The sequence below is a fragment of the uncultured Algibacter sp. genome (assembly GCF_905480415.1).
Classification (GTDB): domain Bacteria; phylum Bacteroidota; class Bacteroidia; order Flavobacteriales; family Flavobacteriaceae; genus Algibacter_B.
The window spans coordinates 1-25,891 of record NZ_CAJQQI010000091.1; the positions used below are offsets into that span (position 1 = coordinate 1).

General features: G+C 32.5%; 21 protein-coding genes and 1 pseudogene. 9 read left to right on the plus strand and 13 right to left on the minus strand.

The features are described 5' to 3' along the window. Positions 1-1,455 (minus strand): annotated as a pseudogene (locus QZ260_RS06510) (hypothetical protein); the annotation flags it as partial. Positions 1,456-1,483: 28 nt separating this feature from the next. Then, positions 1,484-2,371 (minus strand): ATP-binding cassette domain-containing protein, encoded by an 888-nt coding sequence (locus tag QZ260_RS06515; protein ID WP_295984177.1) that lies wholly within the window; start codon positions 2,369-2,371, stop codon positions 1,484-1,486. Between the two features lie 174 nt (positions 2,372-2,545). On the opposite strand from QZ260_RS06515, the gene QZ260_RS06520 reads away from it, so the two are divergent. From QZ260_RS06520 to QZ260_RS06540, 5 genes are all read left to right on the plus strand, one after another. Further along, the gene (locus tag QZ260_RS06520) at positions 2,546-3,634 is read left to right on the plus strand and encodes a M42 family metallopeptidase (RefSeq protein WP_295984180.1); all 1,089 of its coding nucleotides are present in this window, start codon (positions 2,546-2,548) and stop codon (positions 3,632-3,634) included. A 302-nt stretch (positions 3,635-3,936) separates the two neighbouring features. Further along, positions 3,937-4,494 (plus strand): NUDIX domain-containing protein, encoded by a 558-nt coding sequence (locus QZ260_RS06525; RefSeq protein ID WP_295984184.1) that lies wholly within the window; start codon positions 3,937-3,939, stop codon positions 4,492-4,494. A 342-nt stretch (positions 4,495-4,836) separates the two neighbouring features. After that, entirely contained in the window at positions 4,837-5,322 is a 486-nt protein-coding gene (locus QZ260_RS06530; protein ID WP_295984187.1) for an acetyl-CoA carboxylase biotin carboxyl carrier protein subunit, read from the plus strand. A gap of 2 nt (positions 5,323-5,324) precedes the next feature. Then, positions 5,325-6,767 carry an acetyl-CoA carboxylase biotin carboxylase subunit gene (gene accC / locus QZ260_RS06535; RefSeq protein ID WP_295984188.1) on the plus strand — a complete coding sequence of 481 codons (1,443 nt, stop codon included), beginning with the start codon at positions 5,325-5,327 and terminating at the stop codon, positions 6,765-6,767. 62 nt (positions 6,768-6,829) lie between these two features. Then, positions 6,830-8,371, plus strand: a complete 1,542-nt coding sequence (locus QZ260_RS06540; protein WP_295984191.1) for an acyl-CoA carboxylase subunit beta — start codon at positions 6,830-6,832, stop codon at positions 8,369-8,371. Positions 8,372-8,667: 296 nt separating this feature from the next. Here the strand turns inward: QZ260_RS06540 and QZ260_RS06545 are convergent, their stop codons facing one another. The 5 genes from QZ260_RS06545 to QZ260_RS06565 form a co-directional block, all read right to left on the minus strand. Then, positions 8,668-10,236: a hypothetical protein gene (locus tag QZ260_RS06545; RefSeq protein ID WP_295984193.1), complete on the minus strand. Its 1,569-nt coding sequence runs from the start codon at positions 10,234-10,236 to the stop codon at positions 8,668-8,670. A gap of 169 nt (positions 10,237-10,405) precedes the next feature. Next, on the minus strand, positions 10,406-11,047 hold the full coding sequence (locus tag QZ260_RS06550; protein ID WP_295984196.1) for an acyloxyacyl hydrolase: 642 nt from the start codon (positions 11,045-11,047) through the stop codon (positions 10,406-10,408). A 6-nt stretch (positions 11,048-11,053) separates the two neighbouring features. Then, entirely contained in the window at positions 11,054-11,668 is a 615-nt protein-coding gene (locus tag QZ260_RS06555) for a DEAD/DEAH box helicase (RefSeq protein ID WP_295984199.1), read from the minus strand. Positions 11,669-11,786: 118 nt separating this feature from the next. Beyond that, positions 11,787-12,365, minus strand: coding sequence for a YceI family protein (locus QZ260_RS06560; protein WP_295984202.1), 579 nt, complete (start codon positions 12,363-12,365; stop codon positions 11,787-11,789). Between the two features lie 99 nt (positions 12,366-12,464). Beyond that, the gene (locus tag QZ260_RS06565; protein ID WP_295984206.1) at positions 12,465-13,046 is read right to left on the minus strand and encodes a Crp/Fnr family transcriptional regulator; all 582 of its coding nucleotides are present in this window, start codon (positions 13,044-13,046) and stop codon (positions 12,465-12,467) included. Positions 13,047-13,145: 99 nt separating this feature from the next. Here QZ260_RS06565 and QZ260_RS06570 point away from each other — a divergent pair, with 99 nt between their 5' ends. Beyond that, a complete protein-coding gene (locus QZ260_RS06570) occupies positions 13,146-14,351 on the plus strand; it encodes a multidrug effflux MFS transporter (protein ID WP_295984209.1) in 1,206 nt (401 codons plus the stop codon). 76 nt (positions 14,352-14,427) lie between these two features. Here QZ260_RS06570 and QZ260_RS06575 read toward each other — a convergent pair whose 3' ends face one another. The 6 genes from QZ260_RS06575 to QZ260_RS06600 all read right to left on the minus strand — a co-directional run bounded on the left by QZ260_RS06575 (position 14,428) and on the right by QZ260_RS06600 (position 23,781). Then, positions 14,428-15,762, minus strand: a complete 1,335-nt coding sequence (locus QZ260_RS06575) for an alpha-amylase family glycosyl hydrolase (protein ID WP_295984212.1) — start codon at positions 15,760-15,762, stop codon at positions 14,428-14,430. A gap of 95 nt (positions 15,763-15,857) precedes the next feature. Beyond that, complete coding sequence (locus tag QZ260_RS06580) at positions 15,858-17,627, minus strand: ABC transporter ATP-binding protein (protein ID WP_295984214.1); 1,770 nt, start codon at positions 17,625-17,627, stop codon at positions 15,858-15,860. A gap of 669 nt (positions 17,628-18,296) precedes the next feature. Further along, complete coding sequence (gene acs, locus QZ260_RS06585) at positions 18,297-20,204, minus strand: acetate--CoA ligase (RefSeq protein ID WP_295984216.1); 1,908 nt, start codon at positions 20,202-20,204, stop codon at positions 18,297-18,299. Between the two features lie 122 nt (positions 20,205-20,326). After that, positions 20,327-22,024 carry a sodium:solute symporter family protein gene (locus QZ260_RS06590; protein ID WP_295984229.1) on the minus strand — a complete coding sequence of 566 codons (1,698 nt, stop codon included), beginning with the start codon at positions 22,022-22,024 and terminating at the stop codon, positions 20,327-20,329. A gap of 16 nt (positions 22,025-22,040) precedes the next feature. Further along, a complete protein-coding gene (locus tag QZ260_RS06595; protein ID WP_295984218.1) occupies positions 22,041-22,298 on the minus strand; it encodes a DUF4212 domain-containing protein in 258 nt (85 codons plus the stop codon). Positions 22,299-22,407: 109 nt separating this feature from the next. Beyond that, a complete protein-coding gene (locus QZ260_RS06600) occupies positions 22,408-23,781 on the minus strand; it encodes an alanine/glycine:cation symporter family protein (RefSeq protein WP_295984221.1) in 1,374 nt (457 codons plus the stop codon). 77 nt (positions 23,782-23,858) lie between these two features. On the opposite strand from QZ260_RS06600, the gene QZ260_RS06605 reads away from it, so the two are divergent. From QZ260_RS06605 to QZ260_RS06615, 3 genes are all read left to right on the plus strand, one after another. Then, complete coding sequence (locus QZ260_RS06605) at positions 23,859-24,953, plus strand: heparan-alpha-glucosaminide N-acetyltransferase domain-containing protein (protein ID WP_295984223.1); 1,095 nt, start codon at positions 23,859-23,861, stop codon at positions 24,951-24,953. Between the two features lie 109 nt (positions 24,954-25,062). Beyond that, positions 25,063-25,242, plus strand: coding sequence for a hypothetical protein (locus QZ260_RS06610; protein ID WP_295984225.1), 180 nt, complete (start codon positions 25,063-25,065; stop codon positions 25,240-25,242). A gap of 118 nt (positions 25,243-25,360) precedes the next feature. Then, positions 25,361-25,891, plus strand: a 531-nt coding sequence (locus tag QZ260_RS06615) for a carbonic anhydrase family protein (RefSeq protein ID WP_295984227.1), incomplete at its 3' end; no start/stop codon positions are given.

The window sequence follows — 25,891 nt, forward strand, 5'->3', positions numbered from 1 at the left end:
AATTAAAACAAACAATCCTAAATAAGGGTTTCTAAACATGGTTTGAATAAAAATTGCTAAAAATGCCCAAATGGCATAATTTATTAACCTTAATCCATAAAGTTCCTTTATATAATGCCCAATTTCAAAATCGAAATAACCATTATAAATTTGAAACACTATTCCGGAAAGCATAATGACTCCCAGTAAAACCATTTGCATTTTTATAAGTGCAATAAACTTTGATATAAACAATACCCAGTTAGGTGCCGGTGTAACGTCTACTAAATGGTTCATGTTAGCTATTTTGCCTCTATGAACTAACATACCGGCATATAAAAATGTACAAATATTTATAGCTATTGTGAATGAAGCACCTCCATTTAGCATCTTCCAAGTTAAAGGGAGCGTTGATGTCCCAAATAGGTTCCCTACCTCGGATAATGCAATTAAAATAATGATTAACCCGACCAAGACAATGCTTAAAAATGGCCAACTTTTTATAATATATTTAAAATCAATATTGGATAACTTCCATGTTGTTTTTATATTTTGAATAACAGAATAATCAAAATTCACCTTAGGTAAATTGATTCTAATAATGCCTCCAAAATTACTTTTAGTCGTTCGTTCTCCCTTATTTTTATTAAAGTTTAATGTCATTGCATTTTGGCTAAATGAAAAATACTTATAAACTAAACCAAATACTAAGGCTGCTATACCTAACCAAAGCAACCTATTATAAAGTATCACGCCTTCTATAGGAAGGTGCAATTCGTTTTTTTCCGAAACCGTCCAGTAACGGGTGTAATAATCAGTAGCAGCAGCTCCAAAAGGATCTAACATAGCAGCTAAAAGCCTGTTATCTGGATCAGATAATAAACTCTCCATGAGCCCTTGAACAAATAGGAGTAATATAACGGTTATAAATCCAGCTGCAATATTTCTAGTAAACGTAACTACACCAAAAACAATAGCTCCAAATAATAAAACATTAGGTAATATATATATTGTGTAGGCACTTAAATACGATCTTAAACTAAAAGAAGTAATAATATCAGAATTTGTTCCAGGTAATCTAAAACCAATAAATAAGGCTATCCCAATTGTCAATACTATAATAGTAACTATTAAAATCGCACTAAAAAATTTGGCGAACAAGTAGTTCGCTTTTGTAAAAGGATATGAATATAGAATTGAATGCATTTCACTTTTAAAATCTCTATAAATTGAAACACCTATAATTGATGGAAACAAAAAGAAAATCAAAATAGACATCGCATTAAAAAGGCTCGTTATTCCTGATGGTGAATTAACTACGTTAGAAGAACCAGTAGTAACTGTAACACTATCAAAAATACCAGCGGAACTCGCTGAAAAAAGCAAAGCTATTATAAAGAAAATAGCAGCATATATATATAATGCTGGTTTTTTAAACCAGTACTTTAACTCGTAAAATAATATTGTAGAAAACATATGTATTATATTAGTTTGTTAATAGCTTTTATGCAAGAATTGGTTCATCTCGTTTTAAAGCAATAAAATACACATCGTCTAGTTGTGGATTGGCTAATAGAAAATCATCGGCTGGTTTTTCAATAGCATGTACTCTGATATTTAACGTATTATCTTGGTTGTAATTTGACGATAATACATTGTAAGCCGCTTCCATACTTTCTAAATCGTCACGCTCTATAATTTTAGTCCAAATTTGTCCTTTAATTTCATCCGTAGCTTCCATTGGAGTTGTATGTTGTAAAATGCGTCCACCATTTAAAATAGCCATTTCATTACAAAGCTCCTTAACATCATCTACAATATGGGTGGAAAAAATGACCGTACAATTAGTACCGACCTCTCGTAAAACATTTAAAAACCGATGACGTTCAGCGGGATCTAAACCTGCGGTAGGTTCATCAACAATAATTAACTTTGGGTTATTTAATAACAATTGAGCAATCCCAAAACGCTGTTTCATTCCGCCAGAATAGCCTGCAACATGCTTTTTACGAACTTCGTACAAATTAGTAATTTCTAAAACTTCCTTTACTAAAGCTTCTCTATCAGATTTTGAACTCACACCTTTTAAAGTCGCAAAATAATCAAGCAATTTCTCAGCCGACATTTTTGGATACACGCCAAACGATTGTGGCAAATAACCCAGAACTTTCCGAAGAGCCATTTTATCTTCAAGTACATTAATATCGCCAAACTGAATAGAACCAGAATCTGGGCTTTGCAAGGTTGCTATTGTACGCATTAAAGAAGATTTTCCCGCACCATTAGGACCTAATAATCCAAACATTCCTGTTCCTATTTCTAAATTCAAATTATCAATGGCTTTAACACCATTTTTGTAAGTTTTCGTTAAATCGTTAATGGTTAGCTTCATGTGGCTCGATATTTAAGTTCTATTTTGTTTCTAATAAGTATCAAAACTATATGTTTTGTTACAATTTATTCTTACGAGATTAGTAATAACTAAATAATTCCTATTATTTTTACAAAATACAGTAAAAAAATGAAGTCATAATTTTAATGACTAAAAAAAATAATAAACAATCTTATGGCAAAAAAGAGCATACTTAATAAAAAGTCAATGGACTTTTTAGAAAAATATTTAAATAATGCAGCTCCAACTGGATATGAGTGGGACGGACAAAAGCTGTGGATGGATTATTTAAAACCTTATGTAGATGAATTTATTACAGATACTTACGGAACAGCAGTTGGTGTTATAAACCCAAATGCACAATATAAAGTAGTTATTGAAGGGCATGCTGATGAAATTTCATGGTATGTGAATTATATTTCAGATAACGGATTAATTTATGTGATTAGAAATGGTGGTAGTGATCATCAAATAGCACCAAGTAAAATTGTAAACATCCATACAAAAAAGGGTATTGTGAAAGGTGTTTTTGGTTGGCCAGCAATTCATACTAGAAATAAAGCGAAAGAAGAAGCACCTAAACCAGATAATATTACTATTGATGTTGGTGCAAAAGATAAAGATGAAGTTGAAAAAATGGGGGTTCACGTAGGTTGTGTAATCACCTATCCAGACGAGTTCCATATTTTAAATGGCGATAAATTTGTGTGTCGTGCTTTAGATAATCGAATGGGTGGTTTTATGATTGCCGAAGTGGCGCGTTTATTAAAAGAAAATAAAAAAAATCTCCCTTTTGGTTTATATATTACCAATTCGGTGCAAGAAGAAATAGGACTACGTGGTGCTGAAATGATTTCACACACCATAAAACCTAATGTAGCTATAGTTACCGATGTAACTCATGATACGACAACACCAATGATTGAAAAGAAAAAAGAAGGACACTTAGAAATGGGCCTAGGTCCTGTAGTGGCTTATGCTCCTGCTGTACAACAAAAACTACGTGATTTAATTACGGAAACTGCTGAGGCTAAAAAAATTCCTTTTCAGCGTTCTGCCTTATCACGAGCTACTGGAACCGATACGGATGCTTTTGCTTATAGTAATGGCGGTGTTGCTTCTGCTTTAATTTCATTACCGTTACGTTATATGCATACTACTGTGGAAATGGTTCATAAAGAAGATGTTGAAAACGTAATTAAATTAATATATGAGACATTGCTTAATATAAAAGATGGAGAATCTTTTAGCTATTTTAAGTAATATTTAAATTAAAACGTCATTGCGAAGGAAGCATGACTGAAGCACTCTTTTTATTTGAACTAAAAATCAACAAATGGCTTCGTACCTCGTAATGACGTTTAATTATTAATATAAACAATTTAGGCGCCTGCCTGCCGGCAGGTTACCTAAAGGTTGGGCTTTATGTTACAATATTTTGCGAAAAGCAAAAGGATTTCTACTGCAAACCCTAACGCAAATGAGAACTTTAAATCAACTCCATCATACGTTTTAAACAAGAGAATTTAAAACTTTAAAACAATATCTTTTTTTACTAATCTTTTATGGACGAATATATAGACATTGTAGATGAACACGGAAATCCAACAGGAAAGTCTGAATTAAAATCAGTGATTCACAAAAAAGGCTATTATCATCACACCGCTCATATTTGGTTTTATACTACCAATGGTGATATATTATTATCGCAGCGTTCAGCAAAAAAAACAATTTATCCATTAATGTGGGACGTTTCAGTTGCTGGACATATTGATGCTGGTGAAACTCCTAAACAAGCCGCAATTAGAGAAACTGAAGAGGAAATTGGGTTAACTATTTCTGAGTTTGATTTACATAAGATTGGTGTTTTTGAATGTTTTCAAACTTATGACAGTGGGATTATAGATCACGAATTTCATAATACGTTTATAGCTGAATTTAATAATCCACTATCGAAACTAGTTCTTCAAGAGGAAGAAGTTGAGTCTATCAAATTAGTATCTTTTGATGCGTTTGAAGCACTAATTCAAAAAATTGATACTAACAATAATCATTTTGTGCCTTCAAATAAATCTTATTATGAATTTGTAATACGAAGCATAAAGAAAAATTTCAACAATTGACTTTAATACTTTTAGCCATTGCCCTCTTTTCGTAATCATTTTATAAATAAAGTTTGAGATAAGTATGAAAAGGAATCGAAACGACTACTCCTCTATAGTTTTATTTTAGGTGCCCTGTCTTCTCTATTCATAGGCATTGTTTTACCCAGAAAAGCTATTAAAAAGCATTAAGAATATTCTAATTTTAAGGTCTAAATAGTTATGTCCAAATATGATTAATCTGATCAATTAAAATTTACTTTTTTAATAATTTTATCCAACTTAAAATGTAATTCAAATTTTTTTAAATAAAACAGAGTATATAAAATTCATATATTTACTATTAATTAATTCTAGGGACTTATGGGTAAAGTTTTCAAAGCCAACGTAAATGATACTTTTGATTTTGAAATTAAAAATGATGAAATTTTAAATCTTGATACAGTAAAAACTTCAGACTCACAGTATCACATTCTTCAAGATAATAAATCATTTAAAGTTGAAATTAAAGAAGCAAATTTCAATACAAAATCATATCAAGTAAAAGTCAATAATAATCTATATAGTATTAATATTTTTAATGACTTAGATATTCTTATTAAAGCAATGGGATTCGCCATTGGATCAACAAAACATGTAAATTCTATTAAAGCCCCAATGCCTGGTCTCATACTAGAAATAAGTGTAAGCGTTGGTCAAAAAGTAAAAGAAGATGAGCCTCTACTAATTCTTGAAGCTATGAAAATGGAAAATAGTATTACCTCTCCAAGAGACGGAATTATAAAATCCATTTCCGTAAATAAAACAGATGCTGTTGAAAAAAATCAATTGCTAATAGAATTTGAATAACTATGAAAAAAATACTTATTGCCAACCGAGGAGAAATAGCCATAAGAGTCATGAAAACAGCTCAAAAAATGGGTATAAAAACAGTGGCGGTTTATTCTACAGCAGATAGAAATGCACCACATGTTAAGTTTGCAGATGAAGCGGTTTGTATCGGTGAGCCTCCTTCAAACCAATCCTATTTAAGAGGAGACAAAATTATTAAAGTCGCAAAACAACTTCATGCAGATGCTATACATCCTGGCTATGGTTTTTTAAGTGAAAATGCTTCCTTCGCTGAGTTATGTGAAGAAAACAATATCATTTTTATTGGCCCACGCTCTAAAGCCATTAAAATAATGGGGAGCAAATTGGCAGCAAAAGAAGCTGTAAAACACTATAACATTCCCATGGTTCCGGGGATTGATGAAGCTATAACGGATGTTAACAAAGCAAAAACTATTGCCAAAAACATTGGGTTCCCTATTTTAATAAAAGCTTCAGCAGGAGGCGGCGGAAAAGGGATGCGTGTTGTTGAAAAAGAAAGTGATTTGGAATCACAAATGAATCGTGCCATTAGTGAAGCCACTTCTGCATTTGGTGATGGTTCTGTTTTTATAGAAAAATATGTAACCTCACCACGTCATATTGAAATCCAAATAATGGCAGACTGCCATGGTAATATTTTACATTTTTTTGAGCGTGAATGTAGTATTCAACGTCGTCATCAAAAGGTCGTTGAAGAAGCACCTTCATGTATTTTAACTCCAGAATTGCGAAACAAAATGGGAGAAGCTGCTATTAAAGTTGCTAAATCTTGTGATTATTTAGGTGCAGGAACGGTTGAGTTTTTATTAGACGCGAAACATAATTTTTATTTCTTAGAAATGAATACACGTTTGCAAGTAGAACATCCTGTTACAGAATTAATCTCTGGTGTTGACTTAGTCGAACTACAAATAAAAGTAGCTCGCGGTGAAGCACTTCAAATAAAACAAGCCGATTTAAAAATTAACGGTCATGCATTAGAATTGCGTGTTTACGCTGAAGACCCTCTAAACGATTTTCTTCCAAGTGTAGGGCATTTAGAGGTTTATAAAATCCCCAAAGGAGAAGGTATACGTGTTGATAACGGATTTGAAGAAGGTATGGATATTCCTATTTATTATGACCCCATGCTTTCTAAATTAATCACTTACGGAAGTACCCGTCTGGAAGCGATTCAGCTTATGATTAAAGCCATTGACAACTATCATGTTGAAGGAGTAAAAACAACACTTCCCTTTGGGAAATACGTTTGTGAAAACAAGGCATTTCGGTCAGGGAATTTTGATACACATTTCGTTAAAAACTATTATTCTCCTGAAGCTTTGAAAGCAGAAACTGAAAACGAAGCCAAAATAGCAGCTTTAATAGCTGTTAAACACTATATAAAAAATCAGAAATTACTAAGGTTACCAATTAAGTAAGTATAATTGAATAGGCAATTAAGGCATCATGTAACTTTACAACAAACAACTCAACAAGAAAAATGGGCTCTAAAATAAACAAACTAAACGAACGCATTGCACTAGCACATTTAGGAGGCGGACAAGAACGCATAGACAAACAGCATTCTAAGAAAAAATTAACTGCAAGAGAACGTGTTAATTATTTAATGGACGAAGGTTCTTTTGAAGAAATTGGAATTTTGGTAACCCATAGAACCACCGATTTCGGCATGGAAAATGAAATGTATTTTGGTGATGGTGTTATTACAGGATACGGTACTATAAATGACAGGTTGGTTTATATTTACGCGCAAGATTTTACTGTTTTTGGAGGTGCTTTATCTGAAACTCATGCCGAAAAAATTTGTAAAATTATGGATATGGCAGTCAAGGTTGGTGCTCCTATTATCGGCTTAAATGACTCTGGTGGCGCTCGTATTCAAGAAGGGGTTAGATCACTTGGTGGGTATGCTGATATATTTTATAGAAACGTACAAGCATCTGGCGTAATTCCTCAAATTTCAGCTATTATGGGACCTTGTGCTGGTGGCGCCGTATACTCTCCTGCTATGACCGATTTCACTTTGATGGTAGAAAATACAAGTTACATGTTTGTGACTGGACCTAATGTTGTAAAAACAGTAACTAACGAAGAAGTAAGTAGTGAAGATTTAGGTGGTGCCTTAACACACGCTTCAAAATCTGGAGTAGCACATAAAACGTCTGCGCATGATATTGAATGTTTAGAAGACGTAAAAAAGCTATTGAGTTATCTGCCCCAAAACAATACGGAATTACCAGAAAATATTCCTTTTAAACCTGAAGAAGAATTAAGAGACGTTTTATCTGATATTGTTCCAGATAATCCAAACAAACCTTATGATATGCATGCTGTAATATCTGGGATTATTGATTCTGATTCGTTTTATGAAATCCATAAAGATTATGCAGAAAATATTATTGTAGGTTTTGCTAGATTAGGTGGACGAAGTATTGGAATTATAGCAAACCAACCCATGTTTTTAGCTGGAGTTTTGGATGTAAATAGCTCTAAAAAAGCAGCTCGTTTTACACGTTTTTGTGATTGTTTTAATATTTCATTACTGGTTTTAGTTGATGTTCCAGGCTTTTTACCAGGTACCGATCAAGAATGGAACGGTATCATAGTGCATGGTGCTAAACTATTATACGCACTCAGTGAAGCCACAGTGCCCAGAGTGACCGTTATTACACGGAAAGCATATGGAGGGGCTTATGACGTCATGAACTCTAAACATATTGGTGCTGATTTAAATTACGCATGGCCAGGCGCAGAGATTGCAGTTATGGGTGCAAAAGGAGCAAGTGAAATTATTTTTAGAAAAGAAATTGCTGCAGCCGAAAATCCTGAAGAAAAATTAGCTGAAAAAGAAGCCGAATATGCTGAAAAATTTGCAAATCCATATAGAGCTGCTAGACGCGGGTTTATAGATGAAGTCATTCTACCAAAAAATACACGACGCAAATTATTAAAGGCCTTTGCTATGCTTGAAGATAAAAAAGTAGATACACCAAAAAGAAAGCACGGAAATATACCGCTATAAAAAAGGAGCCTAATAAATTAGACTCCTGATTTTACTTCAATTTGTGAACTTTTAAAAAAGTTCTTAATTAACCACAAATAAACTTGTTTCATCAACTAAAATCAATTTGAAACACAACCAACCCAGTATATCAAATAATAATTTTAATCAAACCTTAAATACAAAAAACAAGCAGATTTTTTTTGTTGATTAATTCATTAATAATAGCTTTTATAAAGATCATATATTTAGATGTATTTTAAGCTACTACTGGTTACGCATTCATTACTCAAATTTATAAAACGCATAAAAAAGTATCAACTTAATTCATTATTCTTCAAAGTATCGGAAAAAGTACTCTGCAAAAATTCAAGAAGAGTCATGTCTTTTTTAGAAAGATTCATTTTTTTAGATATCCTGTAACGCCTGCTTTCAACAGATCTAATAGTGGTGTTTAGAAATACAGCAATTTCTTTATTTGTAAATCCCATAAACAAATAATAGCAAATAATAATTTCAGGTTTGTTTAGTTTTGGGTAATTTTCTTCAATTTTTCTAAAAAACGCAATATTAAGATTATTAACCAGATCTAAATGGTTTTCACTTTTGTCTAATAGCGTTGAGGAATTCAGATGTAAATTTTTATATAAATTTTTTATTTTTTCTTTTTGATGGTCAACACTTCCTGTTCTTGATATTTGTTTAACTTCTTTCTTAAGGTTTTGAATATATTCTTCTAAACCATAAACCTTTACGCCAAGTTGTTCATTATTAGTTTTTAAGAATAATAAACTATTCTTTATATCGAGATTATGCTCTTCTAGTTTCTTTTTTTGTTTCCAATAGTAAACAAAAATTAATAAACTTAATAATAGCAAAGCTAGAACGGAAAATCCAGCTACAATACGATTGAAAGCTTTTTTATCGTTTTGCACTATTAACTCAGATTCAGCTGTAATTAATGAATCATTTACTTTAAAACTTGCTTTCACAGTTCTATTAAACAGCCTATTTTGAACAAATATTAATGAATCAATGTAGGTCTTCGATTTATCTATATCGCCAAGATACTTATTGGTGTCAGCATATAATCTATAATAATTTTTCAAAACATCTTCAGACATATAATCCGTCAATTTGGTTGATTTTTCTAAATAATAAAGCGTTGAATCTATTTGTTTTTTATTAAAAAAGAAATCACCAAAAGATTTATTTATGCCTGCCTCAAAATTGAAGTAATTGTATTTTACAATAGTAGAGTTATTTTTTAATCTTTTAAATTCCTTGAAATACTTACGTGCATTTTCCAAATCGTTCAGATAAATATAATTCGAAGTAAGCATATAAAGTGCAAACATATAGTAGTAAGCATCTTCATTTATGCTTTTGTACGTATCAAGTTCACTTAAGAGTAATATATTAGATGCTTTATATTCACCATCAAGATACTTTGCATAGGCTCTAACCTGTAAAACTTCAATAGCACCGTATTCATAATCGCATTTTTTGTAATAGGTTATTGCCTCATCTAAGTATCTAAAAGCTGAACGATCTTTTTTTATGAAATATAAATTTAAAAAAATATCAATACTTGCTTTTCCAGCAACACAAAAATTATTTTCTTTTTTAGCGTACTTAAGTGTCAAAATAATGCACTGGTGTTGCATTGTGTATTCATTTAAATCATCGTAAATAAGCGATTTTATTGAATAATAGTCTGCAACTCTGCCAGGTATATTTTTTTCAATAGGTTCAGGAATAGCGTCAAGAAAGGATAATGCCTTTTTAGAATCAGCATCTATATGAACATCAGCAGAATCAACAAATTGAAAGTAATCGTTATCTACTTGACCAAAAGCAGTCAAACCATAAATAAAAAAACACAAACAGAGACTTGTTATTTTAATAGTTAAATTGATTTTTAGTATTAATTATGATTCCTAAATTGTTGGAGTAATAACAACGCTAAAGTATAACAAATTAAAATAGAATACGTAAAGTATTACAAGTAATATAACTAATTAAATAATAGAATGCATTTTTAAATTTGAAATATCATAGTTTAAACAACACAGAAAACTCAGCATTTACAGTGTTATGCCCACCGTTAGGCTGTTTCAATTCAAGATTTGAAGTATGCCTGAAAGAATGTCTAAAATCAAATTGTAGTTTATTGATCTCATAAGATAACCCAAAACCAAAAACATCTGAAAACGCAAAACCTTTAGCAATTCGTTCTGTAGCTTTATCAGAAACCATAGGCCCTGCGCTACCAATAGCATAAGTACTAATGCCATTATATATTTTATATCTTACAATGAAGCCGCAGTTTAAAACGTATTCTTTTAAAGTGCGCTTTTGCATGTATAGCTCTGTGAGTTCTTGATAGTTTTCTGCATCACTAGGCTTAACATAATATTTATTTAATAGTTGATGCTCGATGACATTGTAACTAGGCTCTAAATTAACTTCGAATGCCCAATTTTGTTTGTTTTTAATTCTATAATTTATTTGAGTTTTGTAGAACGTGACCTCGTGGGTGTAATCGCTGTCATTAAATGGAAATTTATTTTGAGAACCCGTACCGTAAGTAAAACCTAGCTTTAAATTTTCTTTTTTAATTTGAGCATGCCCACAATAAGAATTAGCTATAAAAACTAAGACCATAAAAAAAGAAATCTTAAATTTTTGCCTCATTAAAAATTATTTAGATCTAACAACCTGTGCATTGTACATAAATGATTCTCGCCAACGCTCAAAGCGGTTATCAAACGTTTCTGAAAACACTAAATATTGACACTTGCCTATACTTTCAGGAGTTCGAGTTATTTCTCCAAGGTTATTATTTCTAAACAAAAATTCTGCATCTTCAATAATAAACATTTGCAACCTATTCAAATTTATTCCGTTAAGAAAAAATATTTTATTTAAACGCTTAGGTGTTGCAATAACAATATCTACACCTGCGTAAATTTCTTCACGTTGCGTATCCATACTTTTTTCATCATAAGCACAATACACTCGTAAATCTGTACCTCTTAGAAACGCTTTAAATTCTAATTCTAAATCTAAAGCAGCTTGTTTATCTTTTACAAAAATTAAAGCTCTAGGAGCATCTTCAAAAGCTTCTCCTTTTAGTTTTTGAATTACGCTAAGTATTATACTCGTAGTTTTACCAGCTCCTTTAGGTGCGATACAAAACAAACTTGCACCTCCTTTTATTTTTGATAAAATTGATTTTTGGAGGACTAAGGGTTCGTCAAAACCTTTGTTTTCAAGCGTGTCCTTTAAAGGTTGAATGAGTTTTTTAAATGGCATAAATGGAATGTCTTAATACCGTGCAAATATAGTATTAATACTTCTATCTAAAACTGTTTAAAATAATAAGGCACCCATTTCTGAGTGCCTTTGTGATACATATAATTCATTCTATAAACTAGAACTCTAAATCTGCTACCAAATCGAATTCATCATAAATAGCTTTATCTTTTAAACCATCAAAAAAACTTGCAGAGCCATAACGCACATCATACTCCGTTCTGTCTACCTTTAAAGATGCCGTTGCTTTGCTTCCGTAAATTGAAATAGTAAACGTTACGGGATTTGTTTTGCCTTTAATAGTTAACTCACCTGAAACCGCATAAGCATTTTTACCTGAAGCAGTTACATCCTTAAAAACTAAAGTAGCTGTTGGATAGTTTGCAACACCAAAAAAATCATCAGATTTTAAATGACCATCAAGTTTTCCTTTATACTCTCCCTCTAAATCAGTTGTATTTATTGTGGTCATATTTATCACGATTTCACCACCAGTTAATTTTTCATCTTCAAAAGTTAATGAACCTGATTGAATAGCTATAGTACCTTCATGAGAACCAGTTACTTTGTAGCCTTTCCAAACGACTTCACTTTTATCCGTTTTTATTTCTTTTTTATTTTCTTCAATAGTAGTAAAAGAAAATGCAGTAAATGTTACCAATGCTACAATAGCAAAATTTTTAATTGTATTTTTCATTTTTAAATTAGTTATTATTATACGGCAAATATCTGACGAATTAGTGATAAATATAATAAGATAGATTATAAAATAATGTTAAACTAGTTTAACATTATTTTATTCCAAAAGAAGTTGTCCTTTAATTTTACTCAAAAATTCTTTCGTGACACCTAGGTATGAAGCTATCATATACTGCGGAATACGTTGATCTATTTTGGGGTATTGCTTTTTAAAATAAAGGTATCTGTCTTTAGCTGAAAGACTAAAGTTTCTAATCAATCGTTTTTGTGAAGCTACAAACGCCCGCTCTATTATGAGTCTAAAAAAACGTTCTAGTTTTGGGATTTCACTGTATAAGTCTTCAATATCATCATTAGAAAACATGATAAATTCTGTGTTTTCTATACATTGTACGCTAAAATCTGCCGGGGTTTGAGTAATAAAACTCCCCAAATCTGAGGCCCACCAATCTTCAATTGCAAACATGATTATATGCTCCTGCCCTTCTTCATCAACAAAAAATGTTTTGGTACATCCGGAAATCACAAAACATTCATATTTACAAACATCACCTTGCTGGACAATGTATTGTCCTTTTAAATACTTTCTATAGGACACTTTAGAGGTAAGAAAGGCTTCCTCGTCAGCTGTTAAATTAACATGTTTATTAATGTAATCTAAAAGGGCCTGATGTTTCATTTATATGAATTTGTAAAGTATCAAATTTAACAATAATAACATTGTGTTAATAGATGATTATTGAGTTATTATAGAATTTAATTCGCCTACTTTTGCACCATGCAAAAACCCCAAGAGTTTAAGTATGAATTTGTAGCCTTAATGGCTTCTTTGATGTCCATTGTAGCCTTGTCGATTGATGCTTTATTGCCTGCTTTACCAGAAATTAGTAATGCCTTAGGTGTTACAAATCCTAATGATAATCAGCTATTAATAACCATGATTTTTTTGGGACTTGGTTTTGGACAACTTTTATTTGGACCACTTTCAGATAGCTTTGGAAGAAAGCCTATTGTTTTTATTGGCTTTATAGTGTTTATTATTGCTAGTATTATTTGTGTGACTACCAACAATTTTGAGGTAATGATTATTGGAAGAGTACTTCAAGGTATCGGTTTATCATCTCCCAGAAGTTTGGCACTATCCATGATACGAGATTCATACAGTGGTGATTATATGGCTAAAATAATTTCAATTGTAGTTATGTTTTTCATTTTAATTCCGGTGGTTGCTCCAACTCTTGGTCAACTTTTAATGACCTTTTTTAATTGGGAATCTATTTTCTATTTCAATTTATTATTTGGTGTCTTCATAATGATTTGGTTCTGGAAACGGCAACCTGAAACCTTAATTAAAGAAAAACGAATAAAGTTTTCATCTCATCTTTTTATTGATGGCACAAAAGAATTCTTTAAACATAAAGAAGCGGTGGCATTTACATTTGTATCGGGTTTTATTACTGGATCTTTTATGGTGTATTTAAGTACTTCTCAACAAATTTTTCAAGTCCAATATAATTTGGGAGACCTATTTCCTTATATTTTTGCAAGTTTAGCTATATCGATAGGACTCGCTACGTATTTGAATAGTCGTTTAGTTGTTAAATATGGCATGATGCGAATATCATATGCAGCTTGTATCGCTTATGCAGCAATTTCAGTTTTGTATGTTATTTTATTTTGGTCTGGAAATAATCCTAGCGTTGGTATACTAATTGGGTTCTTTGCTTTACAGTTTTTTGCTGTTGGTTTTCTCTTCGGAAACTTAAGGGCCATAGCCATGCAACCTTTAGGTCATATTGCAGGAATTGGTGCTGCGATAAATGGATTTATTTCTACAGTTATGGCGGTTCCTATTGCAAACTACATAGGTGGTTTTGTTACAGACTCTGTGTTACCTCTATTCATTGGGTTTTCTCTATTTGGTATTATGTCCTTATTGGTTTTTGTTATTTTAAAGCGGAAAACTAAAGTTATAACTGGTTGATTTTCGGATTCATTAAATTATATTTATTTGATTAACCAAAAATTATAAACTCAGCTTATCGCACATCATATTTAAATTATTTAGACCAAATACTGTATCCTGAACCACTTTTTAATTCTATCCAAGTTCCTGACGGTATATAAGGGGCATCACCAATTTTAATTAATAGTTTACTATCAATTTCAGCTACATAGTATCCAGAGGAGCCATTTATAGCTTCAATGACCCGCACAGAACTAGTAGCATTAATCCCCATTTCTTTTCTTATTAAAATAAATTCATCTATATCTTTTCTAAGTGAACCAGTAGTATCTGTGAAAAAATAATGATACCCCCAAATCATAGGAATTCCAGGGTGGGTTAATAAATAGGCATATCCTTTTGTTAATTCATTTACGTTTTTTGAAAATAAATTATCACAATCCGTCCTATTGATACAACCTGTATCATGGTTATCTAAAAAAGTAATAGACTTGTTTCCATACCCACTCTCTCTAGCTAAGGAATTATTACTTTCTAATAAGGAATAATCTTTATTTACTATAGCATCACCTAATTTATACTTTAAGGCAAAATCAAAAGCAGCTGATTCTTCTGTTAAAATATTTGAAGTTGTAAATTTGGTATTATCTATCCATCCTTTTAAAGCATTTATATCACCATCCCAGTATTCGCCTACAGATAAATAATAGGGAGTAGATTGATTATATTCTCCGATGTATTTGGCTGGTAAACCTTTAACAAAATCGTAACGCCAAGAATCAAAACCAAGCGCTTTTAATCTGATGAAGTAATCTTTAATACCATTTTGAACTTCCAAACTTTTGTGGTTTAAATCTCTTGCGCCTCCCCAACTTTCACCTTCGTCAAGATCCCCACAAGGTTTAGTGCCAAATGCATTAGGGTCAGTGAAACCTTCATCATCTATACAAATAGATTCACAAGACCATGCTGGTTCAGTAAAATCCGTCCAATTAGATGTGCCAATCCGATGATTAATAACGATGTCTGCCATGGGATGCATCTTTCTTGATTTCATAGATGTAATTAAGGATTCTAACTCCTCCTTTGTTCCATGTTCTGAATTAAAATCAAATAACTTACGTGGGTGATATCCCATTCCTTCACCCTCACTTGGTGGTGGAAGCCAAATGGCATCAATATGTGCATTGGAAAGTCCAACAATTTTATCTTCAAAAAAATCGTAAAAAGAATTATAATTATTAGTTTTTGAATCTGAATAACTATCCCACCAAAACGCTTGCATCATGACATCGTTATAAGGATTGTTATCTGCAAAAACACTTGTTCCTTTATCTGTAAATACTTCTTCTTCTTCTATAATTTTATCATTTTTACTGCACGCTGATATTGCAATAATTATATATCCAAATAATAATAATTTTTTCATAAGTCAATAGTTTTCTTAAATATATAAATTTTTAAATTCTTAGTTTAAAGAAGAACTAGCTAAATATAGGAAGTACCTTAACGTTAAACAAAAATCTAAATTTTAGCTTGATAAGTGTATAAGTCATAATATCTACCTTCTAAACTAATCAAATCATCATGCGTGCCGCGTTCTACAATACGACCAGCTTCTATAACTAAAATCTGGTCCGCTTTTCTGATAGTGCTTAATCGGTGAGCAATAACAATAGTTGTTCTGTCCTTTACTAACTCGTTTAAACTTTTTTGAATAAGTGCTTCACTTTCTGTATCTAAATTTGATGTGGCTTCATCTAAAATAATAATTTTAGGGTTTGCTAAAATAGCACGTGCAATGGCTAATCGCTGCCGTTGTCCTCCTGAAAGCTTTACACCTCTTTCTCCTATTAATGTCTCTAAACCATCTTCAAACCTGTCAGTAAATTCATTTACATAAGCTGCTTTCACAGCATTTTGTAATTCAGTTTCTGTGGCATTTGGTCTTGGGAACATAATATTTTCCTTGATAGTGCCTTCAAATAAAAATTCATCTTGTAATACCACACCTAAATATTGGCGGTAACTATTCAATTTAACTTTTGATAAATCTTGATTATCAATAGTAACTTTACCTGATTTTGGGTTTAAAAATGTAGCCGACAATCCTGCAATAGTGGATTTACCAGAACCTGAACTCCCAACTAAAGCAGTTACAGAACCTGCTGATGCTTTAAAGTTGATATTATGAAGCACTTCTTTCCCTTCTTCATATGAAAACGATACATCATCAAACGCAATATCGCCTTTTAAAGTTTCTAATTGTACGCTTCGTTCTTGGTCATCTTCCTCTGCAGTCATATTCATCAGCTCTTCCGTTCTATCTAAACCTGCTAATGCTTCAGTTAATTGGCTACCTATATTACTCATTTGTACTATGGGTGCAATCATAAAACCAAGTATTAAAGTGAAGAATAAAAACTCTCCTGTAGTCATTTCACTTTGCATCATATAATACCCTCCAATAGCCATAATGCCTGTGGTTGCAACACCAATTAAAAATGTTGAAGAACTCGTCATTAAAGCAGTTGCTGTCAGACTCTTTTTTACATTCTGAAATAGTTTATCCACACCTTTTTCAAACACGATATTTTCTTGAGCTTCTGCATTAAATGCTTTTATAACTCTTACTCCAGCTAAAGTTTCAGTTAAACGCCCCTTAACTTCTGCATTTATTTTACCTCGTTTTCTAAAAATAGGGCGAATGTATTTAAAAGCCCTAAGTGCAATATATCCGAATATAGAAAGTGGCACAAACACGAAAAGTGTCATCCACGCATTTAGTTTTATTAAAATAATTAAGGATACTATGGCTGTAAAAGAACCCCCAACTAATTGCACCAATCCTGTACCTATAAGGTTTCTAACCCCTTCAACATCACTCATGATACGAGATACTAATGCTCCCGATTTTGTATTATCAAAAAAGCTAATAGGTAATGATAATACCTTTTTCTGAACCTGAGCACGTAATTCGCTTATTAAATATTGTGCTTGTACACTTAAAATACGCGTTAGTAAAAATGATGTAATAGCTTGAACAAAAATAGCCAATAACACAATGGTTATTAAATTATATAAAAGACTTGTATCCTTACTTGGCACGACTTCATCAAGTAAAATTTTACTTTGCCATGGTAAGATTAACCCAGACAAACTCCGGATGATTATTAAAACCAACCCAATAAACACTAATTTACGCCTAGGCCATATAATGGTTTTAAAGGCTTGTACCATGGTTACTTTATTTTTGATTTTGGATTTCGGGTTATCTTCTTTGAGGTGACGCATCTAAATGGTTCTTTATTGGTAAATTGAATGTAAAAATACTTAATATAGCTAGGATATAAATATTAAAATTAAAAACCACTCATATAGAGTGGCTTTAAAATTTCTGAAACTAACTTATAACACACTAAGTACGCTTTGCCTTTTTAGCGAGTTTTGCAGCTTTCTTTTCTTTAGGTGTTAAAATAGCCTCCTTTTTTACATTTTTCTTTGCATCTTTTGATTTTGCCATAATTATCTGTTTAGTGTTTATATTATTAAATACGCCTTAAGTACCAATCTGAACTTTACATGCTATATGAGTAGCATACGGCTTAACTTTTGTTATGAATTTTATTTTAGGGTATTAACAAATATTATCTAAAGTTAATACTATTTTTATCCTTAATTTAACTTTTAAGAAAATTAATATTAGTTAATTATTATTTTTCAAATAACTTTTTAAGTTAAATGTAATTTAATAATAAATGGGCTTTGGTAAAAACTACCTAAACTTAGAAAGTGAAATTATTGCGATTAAAACGGTTGAACAACTAATTTTCTTAAAGGCAGAAAGTACTTTGATTAGTTATAAAAAAATTTCCTTTCCCCAAAATTTCATATGAATAGATTTATGATGCAGACTTTTTTTTGAAAAACAAGTTTTAGCTTAAGCCTTTTTGTTTATGATATTTACAACACATTATCCATAATATCCTGAACAACCTCAGGGTTCAACAACGTACTTATGTCTCCCAAATTACTAGTGTCTTTATGCGCAATTTTACGTAAAATTCGACGCATAATTTTACCTGAACGAGTTTTGGGTAAGCCATTTGTAAATTGGATTTTATCCAACTTAGCAATTGGGCCTATATGTTCGGTAATAATCTGATTAATTTCTTTTCTTAGGTTATTTTGGTCTCTAGATTCTCCTGTATCTTTTAAAATAACATAACCATAAAGCGCATTTCCTTTTACATCATGTGGAAATCCGACAATGGCAGATTCTGACACTGCTGGATGTTCATTAATAGCATCTTCTATAGGTGCTGTACCTAAATTATGCCCCGAAACTATAATAACATCATCTACCCTTCCTGTTATCCTATAATAACCAACTTCATCGCGTAAGGCTCCATCTCCGGTAAAGTATTTATTTTTATATGCTGAGAAGTAGGTGTCTTTATAACGTTGATGGTTTCCCCAAATGGTTCGCGCTATACTTGGCCATGGGAACTTTATACATAGCCTACCTTCCACCTGATTACCTTTTAATTCTTTTCCATTTTCATCCATCAATGCGGGTTGAATACCAATAAACGGCAATGTTGCATAAGTCGGTTTTGTTGGTGTTACAAACGGAATTGGAGTAATCATAATACCACCCGTTTCAGTTTGCCACCATGTATCTACAATTGGGCTTTTCTTTTTGCCAATATTATCATTGTACCAATGCCACGCTTCTTCGTTGATAGGTTCGCCAACAGAACCTAAAACTTTTAACGATGATAAATCATATTTTTCAACCAACTCTAAACCTTCTTTTGCTAATGCTCTAATAGCAGTTGGTGCTGTATAAAATTGATTTACTCTATGTTTTTCTACAATCTCCCAAAAACGACCAAAATCAGGATAACTTGGCACACCTTCAAACATAACCGTTGTTGCTCCGTTTGCTAGTGGTCCATAAACAATATAACTATGTCCAGTAATCCAACCTATATCGGCCGTACACCAATACACATCATCTTCTTTATATTGGAAAACATTCTTAAACGTATAGGCGGTATGTACCATATAACCAGCAGTAGAATGAACCATCCCTTTTGGCAAGCCCGTAGAGCCTGATGTATAAAGAATAAATAATGGATCTTCAGCATTCATTATTTCTGCTTCACATATAGCGGAAGCGTTATCTAAAAGTGGTTGTAACCATTTATCACGTCCCGATTTCATATTAATATTTGTCTGAATACGCTTTGCAACTAAAACTGTTTCGATACATGAGCAATCTTCTAAAGCTTCGTCTACAATGCCTTTTAAATCGATGGTTTTGGCACCTCTATAAGATCCATCACTCGTTATAACCATCTTACAATCGGAATCGTTAATTCTAGTTGATAATGCTGTTGCGGAAAATCCTGCAAATACCACTGAATGTATAGCTCCTATTCGGGCGCAAGCCAAAACAGAAATAGCTAATTCGGGAATCATAGGAAGGTATATACAAACACGATCGCCTTTTTTAATACCTTGCTCTTTTAAAACATTAGCAAATTGATTTACTCTTGCGTGTAATTGATTATAAGTAATATATTCTGATTCTTCTGATGGGTCATTAGGTTCAAAAAGAATGGCCGTTTTTTCACCTCGTGTTGCTAAATGCCTATCAATACAATTCTCAGTAATATTTAATTGAGCGCCTTCAAACCATTTTACTTCGGGTTTTGAAAAATCCCAACTTAATACCTTATTCCATTTACGTTGCCACATAAAATGTTCTTCAGCTATTTCTTCCCAAAAATTTTCGGGTTCTCTAACGGATTTTCTATAAACTTGATAGTATTCTTCTAAATGTTTTATGTGGTAATTACTCATTGGTTTTCTTTTGAATTCTTAAATCCTATGATGTGCGTTCTAACTTAATAAAATATAAGGTAATACATTAAACTTTTTCTACGAACAACATAAATTTATCTACAGAAAAAGACTTTTATACATTAATGCGTAGCATCTCCTGCGCCACTTGGGATTCTTATATTTTCAACGATATCTTGCACCTCTTGAGGAGGGTCTGGTGTAAATCTCATAATAACAATAGAAACTATAAAATTTAAAAGCATTGCAATTGTACCAAAACCTTCAGGTGAAATTCCAAACCACCATTCACTTTTATCTGGCAACACATCATCAAACCAACCCAGCCTATATTTCACCATATATAATAGCATGGCAGTTATACCCACAACCATACCTGCGATAGCACCTTCTTTATTCATTTTTTTATAAAAAATACCTAAAATAATAGCTGGAAAAAATGAAGCTGCTGCTAAACCAAAGGCCAAGGCTACGGTTGCGGCAACAAATCCAGGAGGATTAATTCCAAAATATCCAGCAACACATACAGCTACTACTGCCGACAAACGTGCAGCAGCTAATTCATTTTTTTCGGAAATATTTGGGTTTATTATTTTCTTAATTAAATCATGTGAAACAGATGCAGAAATAACTAATAATAATCCTGCTGCGGTGGATAATGCTGCTGCTAATGCTCCCGCTGCAACTAAGGCAATAACCCAATCTGGTAAGTTTGCTATTTCTGGATTTGCTAAAACCATAATGTCATTATCTACTACTAATTCGTTTTTAGATTTATCAGCCACATATTGGATGTGTCCATCATTATTTTTATCCGTAAACGTAATTAAACCTGTAGTTTCCCATTTTTTAAACCACACAGGGACCTCAGCATAAGATTTATTTGAAACGGTCTCTATCATATTTGTTCTAGCAAAAACAGCTACTGCTGGAGCCGTAGTATATAAAATGACAATAAGCAATAAAGCTATACCCGCAGATTTACGAGCATCTTTTACGCGTTTTACTGTAAAAAACCGAACAATAACATGAGGTAAACCTGCTGTACCAACCATTAATGCTAATGTAATAGCAAAAACATCTACCATTGATTTTGAGCCCTCAGTATATTCAGCAAAACCAAGATCGGTACTTAAACCATCTAATTTATCCAATAAATAAGTTCCTGAACCATCTGCCAATGTACTACCAAAACCTAATTGAGGAATGGGATTTCCTGTCATTTGAATAGAAATAAAAATAGCAGGCACCATAAATGCAAAAATCAACACACAATATTGTGCCACTTGGGTATATGTGATACCTTTCATACCCCCAAGTACTGCATAAAATAATACGATAAGCATCCCTACTATCACACCTGTATTTATATCAACCTCTAAAAAACGAGAAAACACTAATCCCACACCTCGCATTTGTCCTGCTACATAGGTAAAAGACACTAAAAGCGCACAAATAACACCTACAAAACGTGCTGTATTAGAATAATAGCGGTCACCGATAAAATCGGGAACCGTAAACTTTCCGAACTTACGCAAGTAAGGTGCCAATAATAATGCTAAAAGCACATAACCACCGGTCCAGCCCATTAAATATACGGCACCATCATAACCTGCAAACGAAATAATACCTGCCATAGATATAAATGACGCAGCACTCATCCAATCGGCAGCGGTAGCCATCCCGTTTGCTAAAGGTGAAACGCCACCTCCGGCGACATAAAACTCCTTGGTAGACCCTGCTCTAGACCAAATGGCGATTCCTATATATAATGTAAATGTTATGCCTACTAAAATGTATGTCCAATTTTGAACCCCGATACCTTCTGCTAATAAACTATGCATCATAACCATATTTCTTATCGAGTTTATTCATTAAACGTACATATACAAATATCAAAACCACAAACACATACATGGAGCCTTGTTGTGCAAACCAGAAGCCCAATTTAAAACCTCTAATTTTAAAAGAATTGAGAGCATCTTTAAGTAGAATTCCAGCGCCAAATGACACTATAAACCATATAAACATTAAAATAAGAACATACCTTATATTCTCTTTCCAATAGGCTTTTGCTTTTTCTTTATCTGTCATAATTTAAGTTTGGTTATACTATTTTATAAAAAACTAAATTTAATGCTATTGAGGTAATTAGTGGGGTACAAATCGTTCAAAACAGGGTGTATATGTATAAATTTAAAAATCAATCTTCTTTAATTCGTTCTATATATCCTTTAATTTCTTTCACCACTCTCGGCGCCATTATTATTGTAGAAATCATCGTTGGAATTGCCATAAGTGCAAACACACCATCAATTAGGTTTAGCATCATACTAAAAGGTGTGGTTACGGCTAATATGATACTAATAATGTATATAAAATTATAATAATGTTTCTTGTCTGCACCAATTAAAAACGACAAACATTTACTACCGTAATAGGCATAAGAGAACAATGAAGATACACTGAAAATTAAAACACAAATCATTAGTAAATAAGCACCATAACCTGGCATGGCATGGTTAAATGCAGAAGCCGTTAAACTAACACCATTATCTGAAGTAGTTTCCCAAACACCAGTGACCAAAATAGCCAAAGCTGTGAGCGTACACACTACTAAAGTATCTATCGCAGGCCCTAACATAGCGACTAAACCTTCACGAACAGGCTCATCGGTTTTTGCTGCACCATGGGCCATGGGTGCTGTACCAATACCCGCTTCATTAGAAAAGGCACCTCTACGAATTCCTAAAAGAATCAAAGCACCAAGAACACCACCAAAAAACGGCTCGCCTTTAAAATTTTCTGCAGCAAATGCATCTGTAAAAATCATCACGAAATATTTTGGAACAATCTCATAATTAGAAATCAGTATAAACAGCACCAAAACAAAATACAAGATCACCATTGAAGGCACCATTTTAGAAGCTGCATTGCTAATTCGTTTTAAGCCACCAAGAATAATAACAGATGTTAGCGAAACTAATACCATAGCAATTATCGCATTAGAGGTAAAGCCAACTTCAACACCATTAGGTATAAGAACAATATCATTTATAGCCTGCGTTAACTGATTGGCATTTACAACTGGTAAAGCACCAAACATCCCTGCTAAACTAAACATAACCGCTAGAGGTTTCCATGATTTACCCAACCCTTCCATAATAAAATACATGGGTCCTCCTTGTAACTCGCCCGCACTATCTTTCCCGCGATACATAATAGCTAAAGTTGAAGTAAAAAACTTAGTAGACATCCCGACTAGTGCACTTATCCACATCCAAAACATGGCTCCCGGACCACCAACCGAAATAGCGACGGCTACTCCTGCAATATTCCCCATACCAATGGTAGAAGATAAAGCTGTTGTTAAGGCTTTAAAATGTGAAATTTGCCCTGGGTCATTTGGGTCGTCATACTTCCCTCGTAGTACTTGAATAGCATGACCAATATAACGAAATGGTAAAAACCTTGATAAAATTAAAAGATACAATCCGCCACCAATAAGCAAAACTACCAAAGGTATTCCCCATGCGTAATCTGAAAAGGTTTTAATGAGTTGCTCCATATTTAACATTATTTTATAAATATATCACTTTACAAACATTCTGAATCGATAATTTAAAAGTATATTTATCCTTGTTAAATTAACTTATGGCGCAATCTAATCGCTTATATTTTATAGATGCCGTTAGAGCATTTGCTATATTAATGATGCTTCAAGGTCATTTTATTGATACGTTATTAGCACCAGTCTATAAAGACAAATCAAATACAGCGTATACCATTTGGTCTTATTTTAGAGGAATTACAGCTCCTACTTTTTTTACAATTTCAGGTTTAGTTTTTGCCTATTTACTATTGCGTGCTTATGCTAAAGGCAATGATAAAACCAGAATAAAAAAAGGATTATTTAGAGGTTTACTACTTCTTGCCATCGGCTATAGCTTACGTATTAATGTTTTTAGTTGGCTCTCTGGATCTTTTAGTTCTTATTTTCTTGTCGTTGATGTTTTACAGTGTATTGGTGTATCATTAATTTTTTTGGTGGGTTTACATATTCTTTTTAAAAAACATAGTTATATTTTTTCTATTGTTCTATTTACCATAGGATGTGTTTGTTTCGTTACTGAACCGCTGTACAGAAACTTAACTTTAGATCATGTTCCACAAATCATTGGCAACTATCTAATAAAATCAAATGGCTCGGTATTTACTATTTTACCATGGTTTGGATATTCGGCTTTTGGTGCCTTTATTTCTACGGTATTTTTTAGACATGTGCATCGTGATCGCTTTAAGCTCTCTACAATTATCATCTTTTTTATTGTGGGTGGATTTCTTATTTATTATTCATCATGGTTTTTATTAAAGCTTTATGATGTAACGGATATAGAATTGTTTAAAATGAGCGCCAACTACAATTATCTATTTTCAAGACTTGGTGATGTATTAATGTTATTTGGTGTTTTTTATACTTTAGAGCAATTTTTAAAACAATCTATAATTGCAAGGATAGGTGAAAAAACATTATCCATTTATGTAATACATTTTATTTTACTCTACGGAAGTTTTACGGGCTATGGATTGAAAAAGTTTTTAAGTAATTCATTAGAACCGACTACTGCAATTTTAGGAGCTGTTCTATTTATGGTTGTGGTTTGTTTTATATCGTTCCATTATGCTAAAACTAATGCGTTTGTTTATAATTTGACACGAAAAATCATAGATACATTTAAAAACAGATAATATAGTTTACGATGAATACTTAGCAGCTAGAATACGTAGATCAATTATCTTACTAATTAAATTTATATTTAACTTTTTATCCTTTGGCAAAATCGAGTAAAAAGGAAAAGTGATTTTAAATTTAAGCATTCGCGATATTTTTGCGTCAAGAATAGACCAAATCACCACGACGCAACCCGACTTTTATTTGTTTAATAGCAGACAACGCGGTCGCTTTGTAACCTTTGGTGTTAGTTATGGTTTTGGGAAAGGCGAGGCTATGGAATTTTCAGGACAACGCAGGCGCTAGACATTTTTTAAGTTTAGAAAAAAACTTCGTAAAAATCTTCAAAACATGATAAAAGTAAGCTTTTGACTCTGTGATAATAGTAATTTTGTAGGATTAAAATTTTTCAAATTATCATATTATGAATGCGAAACTTTGTTTACTTTCCTTAACTATTTTACTAGCTGTAGTGGCTTGCAAACAAGCACCAAAAACATCCCATGCTGCAGAAACCGAAAACACACATCACTGGAGTTATTCTGGTGAAACCTCTCCAGAACATTGGGTCGAAGTTGAAAAGAATTCCGATTGCGATGGAAAAAACCAATCGCCGATAAATATTATAAATAAAGATGCAGATTCTGTAAAAACTAAGGGCGATTTAAAAATTCAATATGCACCAACAACACTTTTAAGCGAAGTAGAAAATAACGGACACTCCGTTCAGTTTGATTTTGAAGCAGGCGATTCTATTAATTACAAAAACGAAACGTATCATTTAAAGCAAATCCATTTCCACGAACCTTCAGAACATAAAATAAACGGTGTTATTTACCCTATTGAAATGCACTTAGTACATGTTAGCAAAACGGGAAGTATTACTGTTTTAGGATTATTGGGTGAAGAGGGCGAAGAAAGCCAACTCTTTGAGTTTTTTGAAAGCTTTTTACCT